Here is a 23,239-nt window from a genome sequence, read left to right as displayed (position 1 = left end):
ATGGGCATGATCGGCAGGATCGTCGGCGGGGCGCTCGGCAGCGCCATCGGAAAGCAAAAGGGCAATCACCCGGTCGCCGGGGCCGTTATCGGCGCGGGCGCGCTGTTCGCGGCGCGGCGCCTGTTCCCGCAACGCTATGCCGCGCTCGCGGCGTGGGCGGCAGCGGGCTATCTCACCAAGAAATGGGCCGAGCGCGCCGAAGCACGCAAGGCCGCCGAAGCGGCGCATTCGCTTGATCCCGAACTCGCGAATGCGGGCGTGGTCGATACCTATGCCGGAACGGCGAACGTGCCGACCGATGGCCAGACGATGGGCGATGCGCTGCCGCCGGCGATTCCGCTGGAAGGAAACGGGCGCAGCAGCGCGATCCACTAGCCGCCGGACTGCCATTCCTTGATCGCCTCGACGGGCGACACCAGCATCAGCACGTTCAGCGTCAGATTGTCGCGGATCGCCCATAGGGTGAACAGCTCGAACGCGATCGCAATCGCCACCGTGACCCACCAGCGCATCCGGCTGGCGGCGAGGAAACCGATCATCATGAAGAGTGCATCGCTCACCGAATTGAGGATCGAATCGCCCGAATAGCCATAGGCCATCGTGACTTCGCGATAGCGGTCGATGATGATCGGCGAATTTTCGAGGATTTCCCACGCCGCCTCGATCCCGATCGCGAGCGCCAGTGCGACCCAGAGCGGCTGGTTGGGCAGCAACCAGCGCCCGAGGCCGTAAAAGATAAAGCCGTGGATGACATGACTGAAGCTGTACCAGTCAGACACCTGCTGGCTGTTCTGGTTCGACTGCACGACGCCGTGCCACAGGCTGACGATGCCGCACGGGCAGATTGGCGGGCGCCCCATCGCGAAAAGGATCGCGGCGAAGGCCGCGAGAAGTCCAGCGGCGACCAACCAGCCCCGTCTTGAAACCCCCAGGATCATCGCCACCCCTTCCTGCTTGACCGCGCCCGTCTCTCGCGCAATTAGCGCCCATGGCTGAAAGCGTCCACCTGAACCGCCGCGGCGTGTTGTTCGTCCTCTCCTCGCCCTCTGGCGCGGGCAAGACCACCATCTCGAGAATGATGCTCGAGGCCGACAAGGATATCGCGCTTTCGATCTCCGCGACGACGCGCCCGCCGCGCCCCGGCGAGGTCGATGGCGTCCATTATCATTTCGTCGACACCGAAACCTTCAAGAAGATGGCGGCCGATGGCGAATTCCTCGAATGGGCGCATGTCTTTGGACACCGTTATGGCACGCCCCGCGCGCGCGTCGACGAATTGCTCGATGCCGGCAAGGACGTGCTGTTCGACATCGACTGGCAGGGCGCGCAGCAGCTGTATCAGGAGGCCGGCCCCGACGTCGTGCGCGTCTTTGTCCTGCCGCCGACGATGGAAGAACTCGAACGCCGCCTGCGCTCGCGGGGCACCGACAGCGACGAGGTGATCGCCGCGCGGATGGAACGCGCCGCGAACGAGATCAGCCACTGGGACGGCTATGACTATGTGCTGATCAACGACAATGTCGAAGGCTGTTTCGATGAGGTCTGCGCGATCCTGCGCGCCGAGCGGCTGAAGCGCCGCCGCCAGATCGGGCTGATCGGCTTCGCGCGCGACCTGATCCGCTCGGTGCCGGATGCCGACAAGAATCTGTAATAAGCCTCGTCATTGCGAGGAGCCGAAGGCGACGCGGCGGCAATTCAGGGGCCCATCAGGCTGCGCTGGATTGCTTCGCTTCGCTCGCAATGACGGAAGTCAGGCCGGCTTCACCAGGTTCGCTTCGAGCTCCGCGACCATTTCGGCGCGGAGCGGCTTCGCCTGACCATCGGTGCGGCACACGACTACGGTATCGCAGGTGGCAATGCAGCGGCCGTTCTGGAACATCGCCTGCACGATCGTCCAGCTCGACGTGCCGAGCCGGCCGATTCCCGTCGAGATCTCGACCGGATCGGGGAAATTGCCTTCGGCGAGATAGTTGATCTCGACCGCCGCGACCATCGTCCGCTCGTTCGACGGCCGCTCGTCCAATGGGCGCACCTGCCGGTTCAGCAGCACGCGGCCGCTCTCGAACAGCGCGGCAAAGGCCACATTGTTGAGGTGGCCGTTGATGTCCATGTCCTGAAAACGCGTCTGCAATTCGATTGCGACGGGGTAGCTGGCGGCAACGAGCCGCCAGCTTTCCGGTTTGGGCATATCAGCGCGGGCCCATGCGGATGCCGCCGTCGAGGCGGACGTCCTCGCCGTTGAAATAGCCATTCTCGATCATGCACATCGCGAGATTGGCATATTCGACCGGGTTGCCGAGGCGCTTCGGGTTGAGCACCGACGCGCCCAGCGCATCGCGGACATTCTGCGGCGCACCGGCGAGCAGCGGGGTGTCGAAAATGCCGGGCAGAATCGTGTTGACGCGGATATTCTCGTTACCGAGGTCGCGCGCGATCGGGAGCGTCATGCCGACGACGCCGCCCTTCGACGCCGAATAGGCCGCCTGACCGATCTGGCCGTCCTCGGCCGCGACCGACGCGGTGTTGACGATCGCGCCGCGCTCGCCGTCTTCCATCGGGTCGAGCGTCAGCATGCCCGCCGCCGACTTGGCGATGCAGCGGAAGGTGCCGACGAGGTTGATCTGGATGATCCAGTTGAACGCATCGAGCGGGAAATGCTTGATGCTGCCGTCTTCCTTTGAGCGGCTCGCGGTCTTGATCGCGTTGCCGGTGCCCGCGCAATTGACGAGGATGCGTTCCTGGCCGTGCGCTTCGCGCGCCTTGGCGAAGGCGGCGTCGACCGATGCGTCGTCGGTGACGTTGCATTCGCAGAAGATGCCGCCGAGTTCGGCCGCGATCGCGAGGCCCTTTTCTTCCTGCAGGTCGAAGATCGCGACCTTGACGCCCTTCGCGGCGAGCGCGCGCGCGGTCGCAGCGCCGAGGCCCGAGGCGCCGCCGGTGACGACGGCGGATACGGTGGAATCGAGTTTCATGGGTTTCTCCGTTTAAGCCCTCCCCTTCAGCGGAGGGTTTGGGTGGGGCATGTTAGGGGAACGCCGGTAGTCTACAGGCCCTCCCCCGACCCCTCCCGCAAGCGGGAGGGGGGAAAGATTTACAGCCGCTCGATGATCGTGACGTTGGCCTGGCCGCCGCCCTCGCACATCGTCTGCAAGCCATATTTGCCACCGGTCGCGTCGAGCACGCCGAGCAAAGTCGCCATCAGCTTGGTGCCGCTGGCGCCGAGCGGGTGGCCGAGCGCGATCGCCCCGCCATGCTGGTTCAGCCGCGCATGATCTGCGCCGAGATATTGCAGCCAGGCGAGCGGGACGGGGGCGAAGGCTTCGTTGACTTCGTACGCATCGATATCGCCGATTTTCATCCCCGCTTTCTTGAGCGCGCGTTCGGTCGCGAACAGCGGTTCCTCGAGCATGATCACGGGATCGCCTGCGGTCACCGACACATGGTGGATGCGCGCGCGCGGGGTCAGCCCATGATCTTTGAGCGCCTGCTCCGACACGACGAGCGCCGCCGAGGCGCCGTCGCAGATCTGGCTTGAGGTCGCCGCAGTGATCGAGCCGCCTTCCTGCAGGATCTTGACCCCGGCAATGCCCTCAAGCGTCGCGTCGAAGCGGATGCCCTCGTCGACGAGGTGGGTCTGGCGCCCCTCGGGCGTGTCGATCTCGACCCCGACGATCTCGCGCTTGAAATGGCCCGCCTCGGTCGCCGCCTTGCCGCGGCGGTGGCTTTCGAGCGCATAGGCGTCGAGGTCGTCCTTGGTCAGGCCGTATTTCTTGACGATCATCTCGGCGCCCATGAACTGGCTGAACATGATGCCGGGATATTTTTCCTCGAGCCGCTCGGACTTGTAATGGCCGAGACCTTCCTTGATGAACAAGGTCGCGACGCTGCCCATCGGCACGCGCGTCATGCTTTCGATGCCGCTCGCAAGCACGATGTCCTGCGTCCCCGACATCACCGCCTGCGCGGCAAACTGGATCGCCTGCTGCGACGACCCGCACTGACGGTCGATCGTCACTGCGGGGATCGAGTCGGGCAGCTTCGAGGCGAGAACGGCGTTGCGGCCGACGTCCATCGTCTGCTGCCCGCCCTGCGACACACAGCCGGTGATGACGTCGTCGATCTTCGACGTGTCGAAATCATTGCGGTCGGCGATCGCGTCGAACACTGCGGCGCCGAGGTCGACGGGGTGAATGCCGGCGAGGCGGCCGCCGCGCTTGCCGCCCGCGGTGCGGACGGTGTCGACGATATAAGCAGTAGCCATGGGAGAGAATTCCTTTCCTGCGATTTCAAACGATCAGAGCTTGCGCCCGATCAGTTCCTTCATGATCTCGTTCGTGCCACCGAAGATGCGCGTCACGCGCGCGGCGCGCCAGGCGCGGGCGATAGGATATTCGTTCATATAGCCCGCACCGCCGAAGAGCTGGAGACATTTGTCCATGACCTCCCACTGAAGTTCGGTGTGCCACAGCTTCGCCGCCGCGCCCTCTTCGGGGGTCAACTCCTTTTTCAGGTGCCGCGCCAATGCCCAGTCGAGATGCGCCCAGCCGACCTGCAATTTGGCCTTGAGGTCGGCGAGCACGAAACGGCTGTTCTGGAAATCGAGGATCGGCTTGCCGAACGCCTTGCGGTCGCGGGTATATTCGACGGTGTCGTCGAAGGCGCGCTGCGCCGACGCCTGCGCGCTGACCGCGATCGAAAGCCTCTCTTGGGGAAGCTCGCTCATCAGATAGATGAAGCCCTGCCCCTCTTCGCCGAGGCAATTGGTGATCGGCACGCGGACGTCGTTGAAGAACAGCTCCGACGTATCCGCCTCGTCCTGCCCGATCTTGTCGAGGTTGCGACCGCGTTGGAACCCTTCGCGATCAGCCTCGATGAGGACGATCGACACGCCCTTCCACGCCGGCTCGACCTCGGTATCGGTCTTGACGCACACCAGGATCAGGTCGGCGTTCTGGCCGTTGGTGATATAGGTTTTCGACCCGTTGATGACATAATGATTGCCATCCTTCTTCGCGGTCGTGCGCATGCCCTGAAGGTCGCTGCCGGTGCCCGGTTCGGTCATCGCAATCGCGGTGATCACCTCGCCCGACACCATCTTGGGCAGCCAGTGCTTTTTCTGCTCTTCGCTGCCGTAGCGCGTGATATAATTGGTGACGATATCCGACTGGAGCGAAAAGCCCGTGGTCACGCGGCCATAATAGGCGCTTTCTTCGTCAACGATCGCGTTGTAGCCGAAATCGAGACCGAGGCCGCCATATTCCTCGGGCACCGTCGGGCAGAGGAGGCCAAGCTCGCCGGCCTTGGGCCAGATACTTTTCGGCACGATGCCGTCCTCGGCCCATTGCGCCTGGTTGGGGGCGACTTCCTTTTCGAGGAACTGGCGAACCGTCGCGCGGAACGCCTCATGATCCTCGGTATAGGCGGAGCGCGAGAGGCTATCGAGCGACATATTGTTCCTTTCCCTTGGGGCAGCCGAGCGCGAGCGGGGAGTCGGCCGCATTTTTCGCCCGCCAACAGACCTTACGTTTACGTGCACGTCAAGTAGAAAGACGTTACGGCGGGAAACTCTTTCCTCCGCGCTCTTTCCTTCATCGTCACCCCCGGACTTGATTCGGGGTGACGGAGGTTTGCGGTGGCGGGCCGATGATCCCCGGCCCCGAACGAATAGCTTTGCAGCCCTGTGCAGCCGTTGCGGCGCGCGCTAGGCTCCGCATCATGGTAGACCTCCTCTTCGATGCCGGCGCGCTGCTCGGCGAATCGCCGCGCTGGCATGCCCGCGAAGCCCGCCTCTATTGGGTCGATATCGACGCGCAGCAGATCCACCGGCTCGATCTCGCGAGCGGCACGCACGAATGGATGCAGCTGGACGAGCCCGTCGGCTGCGTCGCGCCGCGCGCCGGGGGCGGGCTGGTCGCGGCGCTCGGCAACGGCTGCGCGCTGATCGACGAATGGGGCGCGGCGCCGCGTCCCTTCGGTCCGGCGGCGCTCGCGGGCCTGCCGCACCAGCGCTTCAACGACGGCTGCGTCGATGGTGCCGGGCGACTGTGGGTCGGCAGCCTGACCGCCGACAAGCCCCGGCGCGACGCGGCGCTCTATCGGCTCGATCCCGATGGCACACTTATCGAAGTCTTCGGCGGGCTGATGACGAGCAATGGCGCGGCGTTCAGCCCCGACGGGGGGACCTTCTATCACGCCGACACCCCGACGCACCGCATCCACGCCTATGACGTCGATCCCGCGACCGGCGAGCTTGGCGGCAAGCGACTGTTCCACGAATTTCCTGAGGGCAACGGCCGCCCCGACGGCGCGGCGGTCGATGCCGAGGGTTGTTACTGGTCGGCGCTGTGGGACGGCTGGCGCGTCGTGCGCCTGTCGCCTGCGGGCGAACTCATCCAGACGGTCAACCTCCCGGTGCAGCGCCCGACGATGATCGCCTTCGGCGGGCCCGACCTCCAGACCGCCTTCGTCACCAGCGCGGGCAAGAATCTGACCGACGAGGAGCGCGAGGCGCAGCCGCACGCCGGCGGGATCTTCAGCTTCCGCGTCGATGTGCCTGGCCTGATCCAGCCGGGTTTTGGCGCCTAGGCGTCTTGCACCCCGCTGTCATATAAGGTTAAGACCGCCCCCGACATGGTTTCGTCCGAAACCTTATCCTCCGGGGAGATTTATCGATGTCGCGCACCGCGCAGCCCTTTGCCCGTTCTTTGTCGATCCTGCTTGCATCCACCGCGATGATGGTGGGTTATAGCCAGATGACCGTGACCGCCGCCGAACCGACCGCCGCCGCCAAGCCGGCCGCCACCGCCCCCGCGGGCGAAAACCCCCTGCTCCAGCCCTGGACCGGCCCGTTCGAAGGGGTGCCGCCGTGGGACAAGATGGACCCCGAGCTGTTCCCCGACGCCTTTACCAAGGGCATGGCGGAAACCAGGGCGCAGGTGCAGGCGGTCATCGACAACCCCGAAGCGCCGACCTTCGAGAATACCCATGTCCCGATGATGCTAGCGGGCGAGACGATGGAGCGCGTCTTCGCGATGTGGGGCGTGCAGACCTCGAACAAGTCGAACGACCGCGTCGAGGATATCGACGCCGAATGGAGCCCGAAGCTCACCACCTTCTATACCGAGCTGTTCCTCGATCCGAAGCTCTTCGCGCGCTACAAGGCGGTTTACGACAAGCGCCATTCGAGCGGTCTCGACGCGCAGCAGATTCGCATCGTCGAGCGCAGCTATGACGAAATGGTGCGCGACGGCGCCAATCTGTCGCCGGCCGACAAGACGAAGCTCGTCGAAATGAACTCGAAGCTCGAAGGGCTGTTTTCGGCCTTTTCTTCGAAGCTGCTCGGCGACGAAAAGCTTTATACCTTCGTCACCGACAAGGATGAGCTGGCGGGCCTCGAGCCGAGCTTCGTCGCCTCGCTCGCCGCAGCGGCCGAAGCCAATGGCAAGCCCGGCCAGTGGGCGATCAAGAACACCCGCTCGTCGGCGCAGCCAGTGCTGCAGGGCGCGACCAACCGCGCGCTTCGCGAACGCGTTTACAAGGCGTTCGTCAGCCGCGGCGACAATGGCGACGCGAACGACACCAATGCGACCATTGCCGAGATATTGAAGCTGCGCCAGCAGCGCGCCGAGTTGCTCGGCTTCCCGACGCACGCGCATTACCGCATGGCCGACACGATGGCGAAGACCCCCGAAGCCGCGATGGGCCTGATGATGAAGGTGTGGCCTGCCGCGGTCGCCCGCGTGAAGGAGGAGGTCGCCGACATGCAGGCGATCGCCGATCAGGAGGCCAAAGCCGGCAAGGGGCCGAAGATCACGATCGAGCCGTGGGACTATCGCTTCTATGCCGAGAAGGTCCGCAAGGACAAATACGACCTCGATGAGAGCGAGGTGAAGCCCTATCTCCAGCTCGACAAGCTGACGCAGGGCATGTTCTGGGCGGCGGGGCAGCTCTACGACCTCGGTTTCCGCGAAAACACCGGCACCATCCCCGTTTTCGACCCCAAGGTCCGCACCTTCGAGGTCTATAATCTCAAGACGAACGAGAATGTCGGCGTCTTCTACCTCGACAATTTCGCGCGTGATGGGAAGCGCTCGGGTGCGTGGATGACGACCTATCGCAGCCAGCAGACGCTGGGCGGCGAACGCAATGTGCTCGCGTCGAACAACAATAATTTCACCGAAGCCGCCAAGGGCGAGCCGACGCTGATCAGCCTCGACGATGCGACCACCTTGTTCCACGAATTCGGCCACGGCATCCATTACCTGCTCCAGCAGGTCAATTATCCCGCGCTCGCCGGGGTGCCGCGCGACTTCGTCGAATATCCGAGCCAGGTAAACGAGAATTGGCTGATGACCCCCGAAGTGCTGTCGAAATATGCGACGCACTACAAGACGGGCGAACCGATGCCGCAAGCGCTGGTCGACAAGATCCTCGCGTCGAACAAGTTCAACCAGGGGTTCGACACGGTCGAATATCTGGCGAGCGCGATCGTCGACATGAAGCTGCACGACCGCAAGGCGCCGCCGACCGACGTCGACCGGTTCGAACGCGAGACGCTGGCGGAAATCGGGATGCCGAAGGAGATCGTCATGCGGCACCGCCTGCCGCAGTTCGGCCATCTGTTCAGCTCCGACGCCTATTCGGCGGGCTATTACTCCTACCTCTGGTCGGAAACGATGGACGCCGACACCTGGGCGGCCTTCACCGAAGCTGGCGGCCCGTGGGACCGCAGCGTCGCCGACAAGTTCCGCACCATATTGCTGATGACCGGCAACGAAACCGACCGCGCCGAGGCCTATCGCGCCTTCCGCGGCCGCGATCCCGACGTCAAGGCGCTGCTCGAAAAGCGGGGTTTTCCTACCGAATAGGGCGGCCGGAAACGCTATTTCGCAAAGGGGGCTTCGGCCCCCTTTGTTATTTCGGCCACCCCACACGTGTGCATAGAGCGAGCCGAGACGCCCCAAAGCCGTATCGGCGCCGATTCTTCCGATTCCGCTTGACCGCCGCCGAGTTCGATATAAATATGATATCATAATTATATCGGAGGGCATTATGAGCGATTCGAGTGGTGCGGCGGGCTTGACCCCGACGAGAGAGGTCCGCGCGGCGACAGCCAGCGGCTATGTGATGCTGTTGGTCTGGCTGCTTTTGTTTGGCGTCGCCATCTGGGCGGCGGCGACCAATCTCGGCGGCGACGTCGACTGGAACTGGAAGTGGGGCCTTGTCGTCGCGAGCGGTATCGCCGGCACCGTCATCCTGTGCGGTTTCTACCTGATCAACCCGAATGAGGCGGCGGCTATCCAGCTGTTCGGCAGCTACAAGGGCACCGACCGCGAAAGCGGGCTGCGCTGGGTGCTGCCGTGGCTGACGCGCAAGAAGATCGCGGTGCGCGCGAACAACGTGATTTCCGACAAGATCAAGGTCAACGACCTGCGCGGCAACCCGATCGAGATGGCGGCGCAGGTCGTGTGGCGCGTCACCGACACCGCGCAGGCGCTGTTCGACGTCGACGATTACAAGGAATTCGTGATGGCGCAGATCGAGGCGGCGGTGCGCTCGATCGGCTCGCGCTATCCCTATGACGATATCGAGCATCAGGAAATCACGCTGCGCGGCAATCACGACGAGGTCGGGGTCGAGCTGCGCAAGGCATTGATCGAACGACTGTCGGTCGCCGGGATAACCGTCGACGAATGCGGCCTGACGCACCTGGCCTACGCGCAGGAAATCGCCGGCGCGATGCTTCGCCGCCAGCAGGCCGAGGCGGTGATCTCGGCGCGCAAGAAGCTGGTCGAAGGCGCGGTCGGCATGGTCGAAATGGCATTGGAGCAGCTCAGCGCCAAGAATGTCGTCGATCTCGACGACGAGCGTCGCGCCGCGATGGTATCGAACCTGATGGTCGTGCTGTGCAGCGAGCGCGACACGCAGCCGGTCGTGAACGCCGGATCGCTTTACTGAGCTGGAATGATGGCTGCATCCGCCAAGAAAGCCTTCGCCCTCCGTCTCGATCCGGCGCTCTACGCCGAGATCGAGCGGATGGCAGCGGCCGAATTGCGCAGCGCCAACGCAGAGATTGAGGTCTTGCTACGCGAGGCGCTGGAGCGGCGCGGCGTAAGGGTCAAACAATCGCAAGCCCCGAAACGGGGCCGCCCGCCGAAGGAGGAGAGCTGAGATGCTACATCTTTTGTTCGACAATCGCCCATGGTTCCGCGCCAAGAGCCACGGCTATGGCACGGGGCTGCCGATCGCCTGGCAGGGCTGGGCGTTGATGGCCCTGCACGTCACGCTGATCACCGGCGTGATCATGCTGTTTCGCGACCGGCCCGTAATGCTGACCATCGTGGCCGTGCTCGCGGCGCTCGCGCCGATGCCGATCTATCGCGCCAAAACCAAGAGCGGCTGGCGCTGGCGATAGACGCAGCGCCACTTTTATTGGGGATAGCTGTCGATAGCGCCTCGGGCCCGCTTGCTCCCGACTCGCTACATGGTTAAGGCCGGTCCATGACCGGCTCCACCACTCCCGTCCGCATCGCCCCTTCGATCCTGAGCGCCGATTTCGCGAAGCTGGGCGAGGAAGTGCGCGCGATCGAGAGCGCGGGCGCCGACTGGGTCCATATCGACGTCATGGACGGCCATTATGTCCCCAATCTGACGATCGGCCCGGCGGTGGTAAAGGCGCTGCGCCCGCATTCGACCCTGCCCTTCGACGTCCATCTGATGATTTCGCCGGTCGACCATTTCCTCGACGCCTTTGCCGCGGCGGGCGCCGACATCATCACCGTCCACCCCGAGGCGGGGCCGCACATCCACCGCACCGTCCAGCACATCAAATCGCTCGGCAAGCAGGCCGGCGTGTCGCTCAATCCCGCGACCCCGGCGAAGATGCTCGATTATCTGATCGACGACATCGACCTGGTGCTGATCATGAGCGTCAACCCGGGCTTCGGCGGCCAGAGCTTCATTTCGAGCCAGCTTCGCAAAATCGAGGCGGTCAAAAAGATGATCGAGAAATCGGGCCGCGACATCCGGCTGGAAGTCGATGGCGGGATCGATGCCGGGACCGCGCCGCTCGCGATCGACGCCGGTGCCGACGTGCTGGTGGCGGGCACCGCGACCTTCAAGGGCGGGCCGGACGCCTATGCCGACAATATCCGGCGGCTGCGCGGAGCCTGATCGATGGAGGGGAGACCGCTGACTTCCGCCCCCGTCGACCCGCCGCTCGACCCCGGCGCCGACGCCACTTCCCCTGACGACACGATCGAGCCCGGCAAGCGGCTGATCCGCCTGCCCGCCGACAAGGGCCTCTCGCTCGGCGACCGTGTCGCCAACGCGATCACGCGGCTGACTTGGCGCACGCCGCTCCACGCCTTTCGCCTCAAAGGGCGTTTCCCGCTCAAGCTGCTCGGGGTGCCGGCCGACCCGGTACCGGGCGACACGCGCGCGGGCACCGCAATCCGCGCCGGCCATTTCCTGCACCGCGGATTGAAGCTGCCGCTCGGCGAGCTCGACTTTGCGGCGCTGAATGTGGCGCCGACCTTCGCCGACTATCTTCACAGCTTCGGCTGGCTGCGCGATCTCGCCGCGACAGGCACGCGCGCCGATGGCGCGCCGATCGCCGAAGCGGTTGTCCGCCACTGGCTCGGCACCCACGGCGAAACGGTGAGCGAACCCGCGTGGAAGGCCGACAATAGCGCGTGGCGCATCCTCTTCTGGGCCGCGCACGCGCCGCTGATCCTGTCGTCGAGCGACCTCGTCTATCGCTCAGCGGTGCTCAACCATCTCGCGCGCGCGGCGCGCCACCTCGACCGCGTCGCCGACAAGACACGGCCGGGCACGGGGCAGATGGTCGCGTGGGTCGGCATCGTCGCCGCGTCGCTGCTGATGCCCGGCGGCGAGCCGCGGCAGGTATTCGGCGAGGCAGGGCTGCGCAAGGTTCTCGAAACGAGCTTTTACGCCGACGGCGGCAATATCTCGCGGTCGCCGCAGGCGCAGCTCGACGCGATCATGGCGCTGTCGATGCTCGCGAAAATATACGACATGCGCCGCATCGAAGTGCCGCCTTTCGTGCAGGAGGTGCTGGCACGCGCGGTCCCCGCGCTGCTTGGCCTCACCCACAGCGATGGCGGCATGGGCAACTGGCAGGGTAGCGGGGCGACGCCGGCCGCGACGATCCAGGCGATCGTGAACGCGAGCGGGGTTCGCACCCGCCCGCTCAAACAGGCGCGCGACTGGGGGTATCAGCGCCTCGTCGCGAACAAGGTCGTGCTGCTTGCCGATGCGGCGCCGCCGCCGATCGCTCGCGTGACCGAGGCCGGCTGCGCCTCGACGCTCGCCTTCGAACTCAGCGACGGCGACGAGCGCATCGTCGTCAATTGCGGCGGCGCGGCGCTGACCGGCGCGACAATCCCCGCCGATCTCGCGCGCGGGCTGCGCACTACCGCGGCGCATTCGACGCTGACGCTCGGCGACAGCAATTCGACCGCGATCCTGCCCAACGGCTCGCTCGGCAAGGGTGTCACGGAAGTCGAGCTCGACCGCCGCGAGACCCCGCAGGGCAGCCGCGTCGAGATGAGCCACGACGGCTATGCGCGGCGCCACGGGCTGATCCATCGCCGCCTGCTGATCCTGTCGCCGAACGGACGCGAGCTCCGCGGCGAGGACATGCTGCTCCCCGCCCCGCGCACGCGGCGCAAGGGCGACAAGGGCTTTACGCTACGCTTTCACCTCGGCCCGCATATCTCCGCCAGCCTGACCGCCGACAAATTGGGCGCGCTGCTCCGCGTCGGCGGCGGCCCGCTGTGGCAATTCCGCACCTCGGAAGGCGCGCTCGAAATCGAGCAGAGCCTGTGGGTCGACGGCGAAGGCCGCCCGCACCCGACCGAGCAGCTCGTCGTCACCGGCAACGCACCCGCGGGCGGCCTCAGCGTGGGGTGGATCTTCAAGCATATCGGTTGACGGGTGTGCCGTCGCCGAGCGGCAGGGTGGGGTTGGTTTCCAGCCATTCCTCTCTCTCCGTTCGTGTCTAGCGAAGTCGAGACACACCTCGACGTGGCGCCCAGCCCAAGGGGCATCTCGACTTCGCTCGATGCCGACGGGGTTGGGAGGCGGCACGTCCGCGATCCTTCGCAACCGGACGATGCTGACATCTCAAATGACCGATCGACGAATTTTCTCCGCCGTCACATCGCCGCAATTCCACAGGCTTGCGCGACACCGCTTTCCTTCTGTTTCAATAGTGTGACAGCCGCGTAACACAGCGGTCATAGAGCCCTGCCAGTGCGCCCTCGACTCGCCGGGAACCAATAGGAACCGGCGATCTTCTCATTCCTCGGGGGATCTCCATGAACAAGCTTCGCACCGTCCGTTCGCGCATCCTGCTCGGCACCTGCCTCTCGCTCGCAGCCGCCCTCCCCGCGCCCGCCTTCGCCGGCGACGTCACCGGCAGCGTGACCGACGCGACCGACACCCGGGCGCTGCAGGGCGCGCAGCTGCGCATCGTCGAGTTGGGCCGCGTCGCCGAAGCCGACCGCGACGGCAGCTTCCGCTTCGCCGACGTTCCGCCCGGCACCTATACCCTCGAAGCGCGCTATGTCGGTGCTGAGACGCGCACGCAGACGATCACCGTTCCCGAAAGCGGCAATGTGACCGCAAAGGTCATTCTCGGCACCGACGACAGCATCCTCGTCATCGGCCAGTCGGCGAACCAGGCGAGCGCGCTGTCGCGGCAGAAGGCCGCCGACGGCGTCGAAAGCGTGCTGACCCGCGACGCGGTCGGCCAGTTCCCCGACCAGAATGTCGCCGAAGCACTGCGCCGCCTGCCCGGCGTCAACATCCTGAACGATCAGGGCGAAGGCCGCTTCGTCTCGGTGCGCGGTCTTGACCCCGAACTCAACGCCACCTCGGTCAACGGCGTGCGCCTGCCCGCCCCCGAAAGCGACGTCCGCTCGGTCGCGCTCGATGTGATTAGCAGCGACAGCATCGAATCGATCGAGGTCAAGAAATCGCTGACCCCCGACATGGACGCCGACACGATCGGCGCCTCGATCGAGATCCACACGACGAGCGCGTTCGAACGCCGCAAGAATTTGCTGACCGCGAAGATCGAGGGCAGCTATAACGACTATTCGGAAAAGCTGACGCCGAAAGGCAGCATCGATTTCGCGCAGCGCGTATCGGACAATTTCGGCGTGTCGGGCGGCATTTCCTATTATCAGCGCAAGTTCGAAACCGACAATGTCGAAGCCGACGGCTGGAACGAGGACGACGGCCAGATCACGACCGAAGAGGTCAATTATCGCGACTATGACGTCGAACGGAAGCGTCTCTCGGCGAACCTCAACCTCGACTTCCGCCTGGGTTCGTCGACCAAGCTCTATGCGCGCGGCATCTACAGCCAGTTCGACGACCAGGAATATCGCCGCGAAACGAGCCTCAAGCTCGAGGACGCGGGCGAGGTGACCGGCGACGGCGCCGACCTGATCTACAGCGACACCGACGGCGAGCTCCAGGTCCAGCGTTCATTGAAGGACCGCTTCGAGCGTCAACGCATCCGCAGCCTCACGCTGGGTGGCGAGACCGACAGCGACGGCTGGCATGCGAAATATTCGGTCAGCTATGCCAAGTCGACCGAGCGCGAGAACGGGTCGATCGACCCCGCCAACTTCGAACAGAGCTTTGAAGACAATGGCCTGCTGCTCGGGCTCGATTTCGCCGACCCGCGCCGGCCGCTCTACACGGTCGGCGGCGATGCCGGCGCGATCGCCGACTTCTCCGACCCCGATGCCTATGAACTCGACAGCATCCAGGTCACCGACCTGTCGGACTCGCGCGACGAGGAATGGGGCGCAAAGCTCGACCTCGCCCGCGAATTTGCGATGAGCAATGGCACCTTCACCGTCCAGGCCGGCGCCAAGGGCCGCTGGCGCGACAAGAGCTACAACCTCGAAACGCAATATTGGGAGATGGACGGGCTGACACTCGCCGACTTCGTTGGCACCCAGACCTATCGCCTCACCGACATTTCGCCCGTTCCCGACAAAAAGAGCGTGCGCGCCTTCTTCAACGCCAACCGCGACGGCTTTGAACTCAACGAACTCGATTCGCTGTTCGATTCGAGCGTCGAGGATTATTCGGTGAGCGAGGATGTGGCCGCGGGCTATTTGCTCGGCCGCTGGGACAGCGACACGCTGCGCGTCATCGGCGGCGTGCGGTACGAGCACACCAAGAACGATATTCGCGCGAATACGGTGACGCTGATCGAGGAAGGCGGCGAACTGCCCGACGGATCGGAAGCCGATGACGACACCGTCATCAGCGTGCCGAACCAGTTCAAGCGCAGCTATGGCGACTGGCTGCCGAGCCTGACGATCCGCTGGGAGCCGCAACAAAATCTCGTCCTGCGCGCCGCAACCTCGAAAAGCCTCGTCCGCCCGAAACTGTCAAAGCTCGCGCCGCGCTTCACGATCGAGCAGAATGACGACAACGAGCGCGAGGGCGAGTTCGGCAACCCCGATCTCAAGCCCTATGAATCGTGGAATTTCGACGCCGGGGTCGAATATTATCTGCCGAACAACGGCGCACTGTCGGCGGGTGTCTTCTACAAGAACATCAAGAATTTCATCGTCGATACCAATCTGGAGGATGCGGGCGAATATAATGGCATTGCATTCGACGAGGCGACGATCCCGATCAACGGCGACAGCGCCGAAATCTGGGGCGTCGAACTGAGCTATACGCAGGCGCTGCGCTTCCTGCCTTCGCCGCTCGACGGGTTCCTGGTGAACGCCAACTACACCTATACCGACGCGACCGGCACCGTGCCGACCGACGGCGATATCACCGACCTGCGCAAGATTACCCTGCCCGCCGCCGCCAAACACACGTTCAACGCCGCGCTCGGCTACGAAAAAGGCCCGGTCTCGCTCCGCCTCGCGGGCACCTATCGCTCGAAATATCTCGACGAGCTGGGCGATACGGCGGCCGAAGACCGCATCATCGACAATCATTTCCAGCTCGACCTGTCGGCCAAATATGATGTCACCAAGCAGGTTCAGGTCTTCTATGAATGGGTGAACATCAACAACGCCAAATATTATGCCTACAACAATGTCGGCGCCCGCCAGAACCTGCTCCAGTTCGAGCAATATAAGTGGACGATGAAATTCGGCGCGCGGGTGAAGTTCTGATGCGTTGCCGGATCGCCCTGCTGCCGCTGGCGGCAGGGCTGGCCCTTTCAGTCACGCTCGCCGCGCACGCCGGGGAAGAGGGTGGACCGATCCCGCGTTCGCCGGGCCTTCCCTATGCGCCCAAAAATCTTCCCGACCGCATCGTCCTCACGCCCGGGGCTGACCCGGCGCGCGAGATGGCGGTCGCCTATCGCACCGACACCGCGCAGGCCGAGTCCCAGGCCCAGCTCGCGGTGTCGGTCGATGGGCCGACGCTCGAGGAAAAGGCGCAGCTGATCACCGGTATCGCGATGCCGGTGGGCAGCAGCTATGGCCCGTCGCTCTATCATCAGGTGCGCTTCACGGGCCTCGCGCCCGGCACCGTCTATGCCTACCGCGTCAAGGGCGCGGCGGGCTGGAGCGAATGGCATCAGTTCCGCACCGCGGCCGCCGAAGCGAAGCCCTTTCGCTTCCTCTATCTCGGCGACGTCCAGAACGGCATATTGACCTATGCCAGCCGGGTGATCCGACAGGCGTTCCACGCGCATGGCGGCATCCGCCTGACCGTCCATGCCGGCGACCTCGTCAGCCAGCGCGACGATCTCGACCATGACGACGAATGGGGTGAGTGGAACCAGGCGGGCGGCTATAATTACGCGATCGTCCCGCAGGTCCCTGCGACGGGCAATCACGAATATGTCGACGTGGTGCAGCCCGACGGCAGCGAAGTCTACAAGCTCGGCCCCTATTGGCCCGCGCAATTCGCGCTGCCCGCCAACGGCGCCGCGCCAGCGAAGGCGACGACCTATTACACCGATTATCAGGGCGTGCGCTTCATCGTGCTCGACGGGACCTCGGCGATCAACCTCGGGACGATGAAGGCGCAGACCGACTGGCTCGACGAGGCGCTCGCGTCGTCGAAGGCGAACTGGAACGTCGTACTGTTCCACCAGCCGGTCTTCACCTGTGCACGGCCTAACGACACCAGCGAAATCAAGGCGGCGTGGAAGCCGGTGTTCGAAAAGCGCAAGGTCGACCTGGTGCTGCAGGGCCACGACCATTGCTATAGCCGGCTGACATCCGAAGCCGGCCGCGAAGCGAGCGCAAAGGCGCGCGCCGACGGCAGCGTGCAGGGGCCGGTGTATCTCGTGTCGGTGACGGGGTCGAAAATGTACCGGCTCAACGACCGCGCGGGCAGCCAGCCCGACAAGATCGCCGAAGCGACCGAGGTGTACCAGATCGTCGATGTCGAGCCGCAGCGATTGAAATTCCGCACTTACACGGCATCGGGCAGGCTTTATGACGGCTTCGATCTGGAACGGACGGCGGCGGGCAATCGGCTTCACGAAATAGCCGAGCCGACGATCGCGGCGCGCACCTGTTCGGGCGAAACCGGCCCCGACGGCGGCCGCTGTGTCGCGCGCGGCAAATAGGATAAGGGGGATATGATGATCCGGACGACCAAATTGCTCAGCCTCGCGGCGCTCGCCGCGAGCCTTGCCGGTTGCGCTGCGAGCGCGCCAGCGATCCGCGGCCTGCCGCCGGTCCAGGTGACCGCGAGCGGCGAGACGCAGCCGGTCGGTACGAACCGCGCCGACGCCGCCGACGACCCGGCGATCTGGATCGATCCCGCCAACCCGAACCGCGCGTTGATCGTCGCGACAGACAAGAAGGCGGGGCTGCACGTCTATGACCTTGCTGGCAAGGACATTGCCTTCACGCAGGCAGGCCTCGTCAACAATGTCGACGTCGCGGGCGACATCATCGTCGCCAGCGACCGCAACGACGAGATGAGCGCCGCGCTCGCGGTCTTTCGCCTTGATGCCGCAACCCCCGCGATCACCGCTCTCGGCCGCGCGCCTGCAGGGGCGGGCGAAGCCTATGGCCTCTGCCTCAAGAAAAGCGCGCCGGGTCAGCCGATCACCGCGGCGCTGATCGTCAAGGACGGCACGGTGCGCGTCGGCACGGTCGGCATCGACGGCACTCCGACCTTCACGGTCCAATGGGAACACAAGATCCCGACCCAGTCTGAAGGCTGCGTCTTCGACGGCGACACGCTTTATGTCGGCGAGGAAGTCGGCGGCATCTGGGAGCTGAAACCGGACGGCAAGACCGCGACCGCGCGGATGGTCGCGCCGGTCGACAACCAGCGCCTCGTCGCCGACGTCGAAGGGCTCGCAACGATCGACTACAAGGGCCAGCGCTACCTGCTCGCGTCGAGCCAGGGCGACAATGCCTATGCGGTGTTCCGCCTGCCGGGCGTCGAATATGTCGGCCGCTTCGCGGTCGCGGCGGGCGCATTCGGCGCGACGAAAGAAACCGACGGGATCGAAGCGGTCGCGGGCAATTTCGGTCCCGCCTTTCCCGATGGCATCTTCCTCGCGCAGGATGGCGACAACGGCGCGCTGGCGCAGAATTTCAAACTGGTACGCTGGGACCAGATCGCGGCGGCGCTGGGGCTCTAAAAAGGGCCGAAGGGTTGCGATCCGGACGGCGCGCGCCTAGGGGGGCCGCGTCATCCCATCGCCAGCCGAGGCCCTCCCCAATGACCGACCTGATTCCCGTCCGCCGCGCCCTTCTGTCCGTCAGCGACAAGGCGGGGCTCGCCGAGCTTGCCGCCGCGCTCGTCAAACATGGCGTCGAACTCGTGTCGACCGGCGGCACCGCAAAGGCGCTGCGCGAGGCGGGGCATATTGTCCTGGACGTGTCCGACCTCACCGGCTTCCCCGAGATGATGGACGGCCGCGTCAAGACGCTGCACCCGACGGTCCATGGCGGTATCCTGGCGGTGCGCGACGATGCGGCGCATGTCGCCTCGATGAAAGAGCATGGCATCGGCGCCATCGATCTTGTCGTCGTCAACCTCTATCCGTTTGCCGCGACGGTCGCCAAGGGCGCGGCGCGCGACGAGATCATCGAGAATATCGACATCGGCGGCCCGGCGATGGTGCGCTCGTCGGCGAAGAATCATGCCTTCGTCGGCATCGTCACCGAGCCCGAGGATTATGCGGCGGTGATCGCGGAGATGGACGCCAATGGCGGCGCGACCACGCTGGCGTTGCGCAAGCGCCTCGCTGCGACCGCCTTCGCGCACACCGCGACCTATGACGGCATGATCGCAAGCTGGTTCGCCTTTGCCGACCAGGGCAAGCTGTTCCCCGACACGCTGCCGCTGACCGCGAAGCTGGCGACCGAGCTGCGCTATGGCGAGAATCCGCACCAGCAGGCCGCGCTCTACCTGCCCGCCGGCCCCGCGTCGCGCGGGATCGCGCAGGCCGAACAGGTGCAGGGCAAGGAACTCAGCTACAATAATATCAACGACGCCGACGCCGCGCTCGAACTCGTCGCCGAATTCCGCGAGGCCGAACCGACCTGCGTCATCGTCAAGCACGCGAACCCCTGCGGCGTCGCGAGTGCCGCGACGATCGCAGAGGCCTATGACGCGGCGCTGAAGTGCGACGACGTCTCGGCGTTCGGCGGCATCATCGCGGTCAACCGGCCGCTCGACGGGCCGACGGCCGAGGCGATCAGCAGCATCTTCACCGAAGTCGTCTGCGCGCCCGACGCCGACGCCGACGCCCGCGCGGTGTTCGCAAAAAAGAAGAACCTGCGCCTGCTGCTGACCGGCGAACTGCCCGACCCGGCCCGCGGCGGACTGATGATGAAGACGATCGCCGGCGGCTGGCTCGCGCAGAGCCGCGACAATGGCCGCATCACGCGCGCCGACCTGAAGGTCGTTACCGACCGCGCCCCGACCGAGGAAGAACTGGCCGACGCGCTGTTCGCCTGGACGATCGCGAAGCATGTGAAGTCGAACGCGATCGTCTATGCCAAGGGCGGATCGACCGCCGGCATCGGCGCGGGGCAGATGAACCGCCGCGACAGCGCGCGCATCGCGGCGGTGAAGGCGCGCGAAGCCGCCGAATCGCACGGCTGGGCGCAGCCCCGCACCGTCGGCAGCGCGGTCGCGAGCGACGCCTTCTTTCCCTTCGCCGACGGGCTGCTTGCGGCGGTCGAGGCGGGCGCGACCTGCGTCATCCAACCCGGCGGCTCGATCCGCGACGACGAGGTGATCGCGGCGGCGAACGAAGCGGGGCTCGCGATGATCTTCACCGGGATGCGCCACTTCCGCCACTGATCGCGCGCCCGAGGCGCGCCAGTCGCCCGGCTTCCTGCCTGCAGTCGTAACGCAGGCCGGGCTCGCTGCAAAAGTCGGGCCAGCGATCTTGCCGCCGCCAGAAATCGACGAGTCCGATCCGCGCCAGTGTCCTGAAGAACAACGGATCGCGCCGGAGCGGGGCGACCGACGGCCAGTAAAGCAGCGACCATTGGCCATCGGTATTGCGCACCGGCGCGCGCGCCAGCCATGAAAGTGCCTTTGGCATGTCGCCGATCCGCGCATAATGCGCGGCGATCGCATAAGCGACGGATCTGTTCTGGGCGAATTCGGCTTCTGCGGCAACTTCGACCGCGCGCGATCCGGCCGATGGGTCGGCAAATTGGCGAATGAGCAGCATGTCGAATGTGCGCCGCTCTTCCGCAGTGGCCGCGCGATACGCCTCGGCCGCGTTAGTCCTGCCGAGTTCGACCGCAAGGCGACGGCGATGTTCGGTCAGGTCGGGATGGCCTGGCCAGATCGCCTCCGCAGCCGCGAACTGCGCCATTGCCTCCTCCATCTGCCCCGCCGCGGCATAGCGGCGCACCACACCCAATGCCTTGTAGATCGAGGTCGGGTCGCCCCGTGCGGCGCGCTCCGCCGGATCCACGCCGGCACGGACATATCCCGCCATGAAGAGCCCCACCGCACTGCTCATCAATGCCGCCGGATATTCAGGGTCCGTCGCAAGCGCACGATCGAGGAGCGGCAAGGCCTCAACCATGAACAATTCGCTGACACCCGTCTGCGACAGCGCTGTCAGCGCCGCCGCATTGCCCGGATCTATCGCCAGCGCGCGCTGCGCCGCATCGATCGCTCGCGACCGTTCCGCGCCCAAAGCCGCCGGATCCCCGTCGTGCGAGAGATGCTTGATGCGAACCTGCGCCAGCATTCCGAGTGCGTCGGCGTCCCCCGGCCAGCGCTCGACGAGTTCCTCCATCAAGCGGATCGCGCGCGGCCCGTCATAGGCGATATGTGCGTCGCAGATCGCGAAGACCAGCGACCGGCGATCGGCATCGGTGGAGAGCGGCTGGCTCCGGCCGTTCAGCGTCAAAGCGCAGTCGACGAGGCCGGCAACGGCAAGGGCGGTTCGCTCGCGCAGCCGGCTGAGATCGCCGACCGGAGCTGTCAGACGGCTGGACCAGAGAATCGACCCGTTCAGCGGATCCACGACACGCGGTTCGCTGACGAACTCGCCGCCGTCGCGCTCGATCGCGACGCGGACGACGAAATCGCCGCCGCGTCCCGCCGCCTTGCTATCGAGGACGCGGACCACTCCGCCCGATGCCTTGGCTAAACGGGCGAAATCGCCTGCCAGCGCGTCAGCAAAGCGGTCCTCGATCGCGTCGCGCCCGCGCGCCTCGATCGGCTCGACGCGCACCGCGGGCGCGGCAAGCATCGCCGCCGGCGCCGCAGTGCGCGGTGCGTCGGCACCGACCAGCGCCAGCGTCAATGCTGCCGCACCGAGCCCGATCGCGCTGCGCAGCGACGGGCTCCCCCCGGCGCTCGCCGCCGAGCGCTGCGCAGGTATGGCCGGGGCCGGCGGGCATTGTCGTTCGGACAGGCTCCGATAGAGCTCGGCCGTTTCGACCGAAGGCCTGTCGTCGATTCCGCGGGCCAACGCATCCTCGATCCGATGCCAGGCATGGCGCAAGCCATCGCCATCTCCCGCCTCCCAGCGCGCGTGCATGACAATCCGCGCGGCATGCTCGCTGCACGGGTCGAATCGCGTCACCCGGTCGGCGACGGTCAGCGCCTGCTCGAGGTGGCCCCTTTGCAGCAGCCGGTCGGCCATCGCGAGCACCTCGCGAACAATTACCTCCTCCTGCCGCGCCCGTTCGACCATCAGCCAGTCATCCCAGGCGTCGTCGACGCCCTCGAGGTCGGCAAGAAACCTTACGTCGTGCGCGGGCAGGCGCGTCAGCACCGCGGCGACATCGTCCGCCGCGCACGCGGCGCGAAGCAGCGAAATGTCGTCTGCGACTTGCGTATGATCGATGGCGACGGTCTCGCGACCGGCTTGCAGCAACGGCGGCGATGCACGCGTCCATGGCTTAAGCTCGACGAGACATTGCCGCAGGCTGGCATGCGCCTGCGCATCGGGGCGGCGGCTCCAAAGAAGCGCGCTCAGCCGGTCGCGCGCAAGCGGTGCGTCGGCAAGGACGAGCCGGGCCAGAAGCGCGCGCGCCTTGCGGCCCGAAGGCGCCAGACCGGCGGGCTCGACCGCGAAATCGCCAAGGAGCCGCAATATCGGCGTGGCGGCGACGGCGTACCGCTCGTTTTTTGCGAATGCAGAATTCACGGCGCGACCTCCTGAGTCGGGGATGCGGCCGTATATTTTTCCCGAAGACCGAAATAACATCATTTTGACGATCGAACGAACGGTAAATTTCAACATACTGGATTTTGACGCATTTTTAATACCCGATTGACGATCTCCTCACGGTCGCCGGCATGCGCCCCGGCTACTCCTTTCGCATCCGCAGCCTCCCCTTGGGCTGGGATGAAATGAAAGGGAGTAATTCGATGCGTATCTTTATGGCTCTGCCCCTGTTGCTGCTCGGCGCAGCACCCGCCTTTTCGCAGCCCATCGTGGCGACCGCGCCGACAGGCGAAATCGAGGTGGTGAAGGTCAGCTATGCCGATCTCAATCTCGCCAGCGAAAGCGGCATGGCGCGTCTGGACAGCCGCCTGCGCGCTGCGGCGCGGTCAGTATGCGACGTCCGGCCCGAATTTGAAACGACCCTGCGGGAAATGGCCACCAGCCGCTGCTTCCGCAGCGCGCTTTCCAGGGGGCGCGATGCCAGCCGGGATATCATCGCCGCGCGGAAAGCCGGCGTGCCGATGGCCGTCGCCAGCGCGATCATGATCACGCGACGCTGACCATTGCCCGTCCGCGCCAAGGGCGCGGACGCGACGA

The 23,239-nt window shown here is 65.4% G+C and carries 20 protein-coding genes; 14 read left to right on the top strand and 6 right to left on the bottom strand.

Annotated elements, in window-relative coordinates:
• Positions 1-6 precede the first annotated feature (6 nt).
• Positions 7-375 carry a hypothetical protein gene (locus HDC29_RS13865; RefSeq protein ID WP_257018282.1) on the top strand — a complete coding sequence of 123 codons (369 nt, stop codon included), beginning with the start codon at positions 7-9 and terminating at the stop codon, positions 373-375.
• On the opposite strand, the gene HDC29_RS13860 is transcribed toward HDC29_RS13865, so the two are convergent.
• Positions 372-938, bottom strand: a complete 567-nt coding sequence (locus tag HDC29_RS13860) for a DUF2585 domain-containing protein (protein ID WP_179498447.1) — start codon at positions 936-938, stop codon at positions 372-374. The genes HDC29_RS13865 and HDC29_RS13860 overlap by 4 nt on opposite strands.
• Positions 939-988: 50 nt before the next feature.
• On the opposite strand from HDC29_RS13860, the gene gmk reads away from it, so the two are divergent.
• A complete protein-coding gene (gene gmk, locus HDC29_RS13855) occupies positions 989-1,651 on the top strand; it encodes a guanylate kinase (protein ID WP_179498445.1) in 663 nt (220 codons plus the stop codon).
• Positions 1,652-1,750: 99 nt separating this feature from the next.
• Here the strand turns inward: gmk and HDC29_RS13850 are convergent, their stop codons facing one another.
• From HDC29_RS13850 to HDC29_RS13835, 4 genes are all read right to left on the bottom strand, one after another.
• Complete coding sequence (locus HDC29_RS13850) at positions 1,751-2,188, bottom strand: thioesterase family protein (RefSeq protein ID WP_179498443.1); 438 nt, start codon at positions 2,186-2,188, stop codon at positions 1,751-1,753.
• A gap of 1 nt (position 2,189) precedes the next feature.
• Entirely contained in the window at positions 2,190-2,972 is a 783-nt protein-coding gene (locus tag HDC29_RS13845) for an SDR family NAD(P)-dependent oxidoreductase (RefSeq protein WP_179498441.1), read from the bottom strand.
• 119 nt (positions 2,973-3,091) lie between these two features.
• Positions 3,092-4,261 (bottom strand): acetyl-CoA C-acetyltransferase, encoded by a 1,170-nt coding sequence (locus tag HDC29_RS13840; RefSeq protein ID WP_179498439.1) that lies wholly within the window; start codon positions 4,259-4,261, stop codon positions 3,092-3,094.
• A gap of 33 nt (positions 4,262-4,294) precedes the next feature.
• On the bottom strand, positions 4,295-5,449 hold the full coding sequence (locus HDC29_RS13835) for an acyl-CoA dehydrogenase family protein (protein WP_179498436.1): 1,155 nt from the start codon (positions 5,447-5,449) through the stop codon (positions 4,295-4,297).
• Positions 5,450-5,715: 266 nt separating this feature from the next.
• On the opposite strand from HDC29_RS13835, the gene HDC29_RS13830 reads away from it, so the two are divergent.
• From HDC29_RS13830 to purH, 11 genes are all read left to right on the top strand, one after another.
• Complete coding sequence (locus tag HDC29_RS13830) at positions 5,716-6,585, top strand: SMP-30/gluconolactonase/LRE family protein (RefSeq protein ID WP_179498434.1); 870 nt, start codon at positions 5,716-5,718, stop codon at positions 6,583-6,585.
• Between the two features lie 86 nt (positions 6,586-6,671).
• Positions 6,672-8,867, top strand: coding sequence for a M3 family metallopeptidase (locus HDC29_RS13825; protein ID WP_179498432.1), 2,196 nt, complete (start codon positions 6,672-6,674; stop codon positions 8,865-8,867).
• Positions 8,868-9,051: 184 nt separating this feature from the next.
• On the top strand, positions 9,052-9,957 hold the full coding sequence (locus HDC29_RS13820) for an SPFH domain-containing protein (RefSeq protein WP_179498430.1): 906 nt from the start codon (positions 9,052-9,054) through the stop codon (positions 9,955-9,957).
• Positions 9,958-9,966: 9 nt separating this feature from the next.
• Positions 9,967-10,170, top strand: a complete 204-nt coding sequence (locus tag HDC29_RS13815; protein WP_179498948.1) for a toxin-antitoxin system HicB family antitoxin — start codon at positions 9,967-9,969, stop codon at positions 10,168-10,170.
• A gap of 1 nt (position 10,171) precedes the next feature.
• Positions 10,172-10,414, top strand: coding sequence for a hypothetical protein (locus HDC29_RS13810; protein ID WP_179498428.1), 243 nt, complete (start codon positions 10,172-10,174; stop codon positions 10,412-10,414).
• Between the two features lie 86 nt (positions 10,415-10,500).
• Positions 10,501-11,172: a ribulose-phosphate 3-epimerase gene (gene rpe, locus HDC29_RS13805; RefSeq protein WP_179498425.1), complete on the top strand. Its 672-nt coding sequence runs from the start codon at positions 10,501-10,503 to the stop codon at positions 11,170-11,172.
• Between the two features lie 3 nt (positions 11,173-11,175).
• On the top strand, positions 11,176-12,954 hold the full coding sequence (locus HDC29_RS13800; protein WP_257018281.1) for a heparinase II/III family protein: 1,779 nt from the start codon (positions 11,176-11,178) through the stop codon (positions 12,952-12,954).
• A 386-nt stretch (positions 12,955-13,340) separates the two neighbouring features.
• On the top strand, positions 13,341-16,184 hold the full coding sequence (locus tag HDC29_RS13795) for a TonB-dependent receptor (protein WP_179498424.1): 2,844 nt from the start codon (positions 13,341-13,343) through the stop codon (positions 16,182-16,184).
• Positions 16,148-17,596, top strand: coding sequence for a fibronectin type III domain-containing protein (locus HDC29_RS13790; RefSeq protein ID WP_373562807.1), 1,449 nt, complete (start codon positions 16,148-16,150; stop codon positions 17,594-17,596). Before HDC29_RS13795 ends, HDC29_RS13790 begins: the two co-directional genes overlap by 37 nt.
• A 12-nt stretch (positions 17,597-17,608) precedes the next feature.
• Positions 17,609-18,628 carry a phytase gene (locus HDC29_RS13785; RefSeq protein ID WP_179498423.1) on the top strand — a complete coding sequence of 340 codons (1,020 nt, stop codon included), beginning with the start codon at positions 17,609-17,611 and terminating at the stop codon, positions 18,626-18,628.
• Between the two features lie 80 nt (positions 18,629-18,708).
• Positions 18,709-20,301, top strand: a complete 1,593-nt coding sequence (purH, locus tag HDC29_RS13780) for a bifunctional phosphoribosylaminoimidazolecarboxamide formyltransferase/IMP cyclohydrolase (RefSeq protein WP_179498422.1) — start codon at positions 18,709-18,711, stop codon at positions 20,299-20,301.
• On the opposite strand, the gene HDC29_RS13775 is transcribed toward purH, so the two are convergent.
• The gene (locus HDC29_RS13775) at positions 20,273-22,621 is read right to left on the bottom strand and encodes a BTAD domain-containing putative transcriptional regulator (RefSeq protein WP_179498421.1); all 2,349 of its coding nucleotides are present in this window, start codon (positions 22,619-22,621) and stop codon (positions 20,273-20,275) included. The genes purH and HDC29_RS13775 overlap by 29 nt on opposite strands.
• 152 nt (positions 22,622-22,773) lie before the next feature.
• On the opposite strand from HDC29_RS13775, the gene HDC29_RS13770 reads away from it, so the two are divergent.
• Complete coding sequence (locus tag HDC29_RS13770) at positions 22,774-23,202, top strand: UrcA family protein (protein WP_179498420.1); 429 nt, start codon at positions 22,774-22,776, stop codon at positions 23,200-23,202.
• Positions 23,203-23,239 lie beyond the last annotated feature (37 nt).

It is taken from the genome of Sphingopyxis sp. JAI108 (assembly GCF_013410105.1).
GTDB classification, from domain to species: Bacteria; Pseudomonadota; Alphaproteobacteria; order Sphingomonadales; family Sphingomonadaceae; genus Sphingopyxis; species Sphingopyxis chilensis.
The sequence above is the reverse complement of the archived record's forward strand: the minus strand, read 5'-3'. Positions and strand labels throughout refer to the sequence as shown.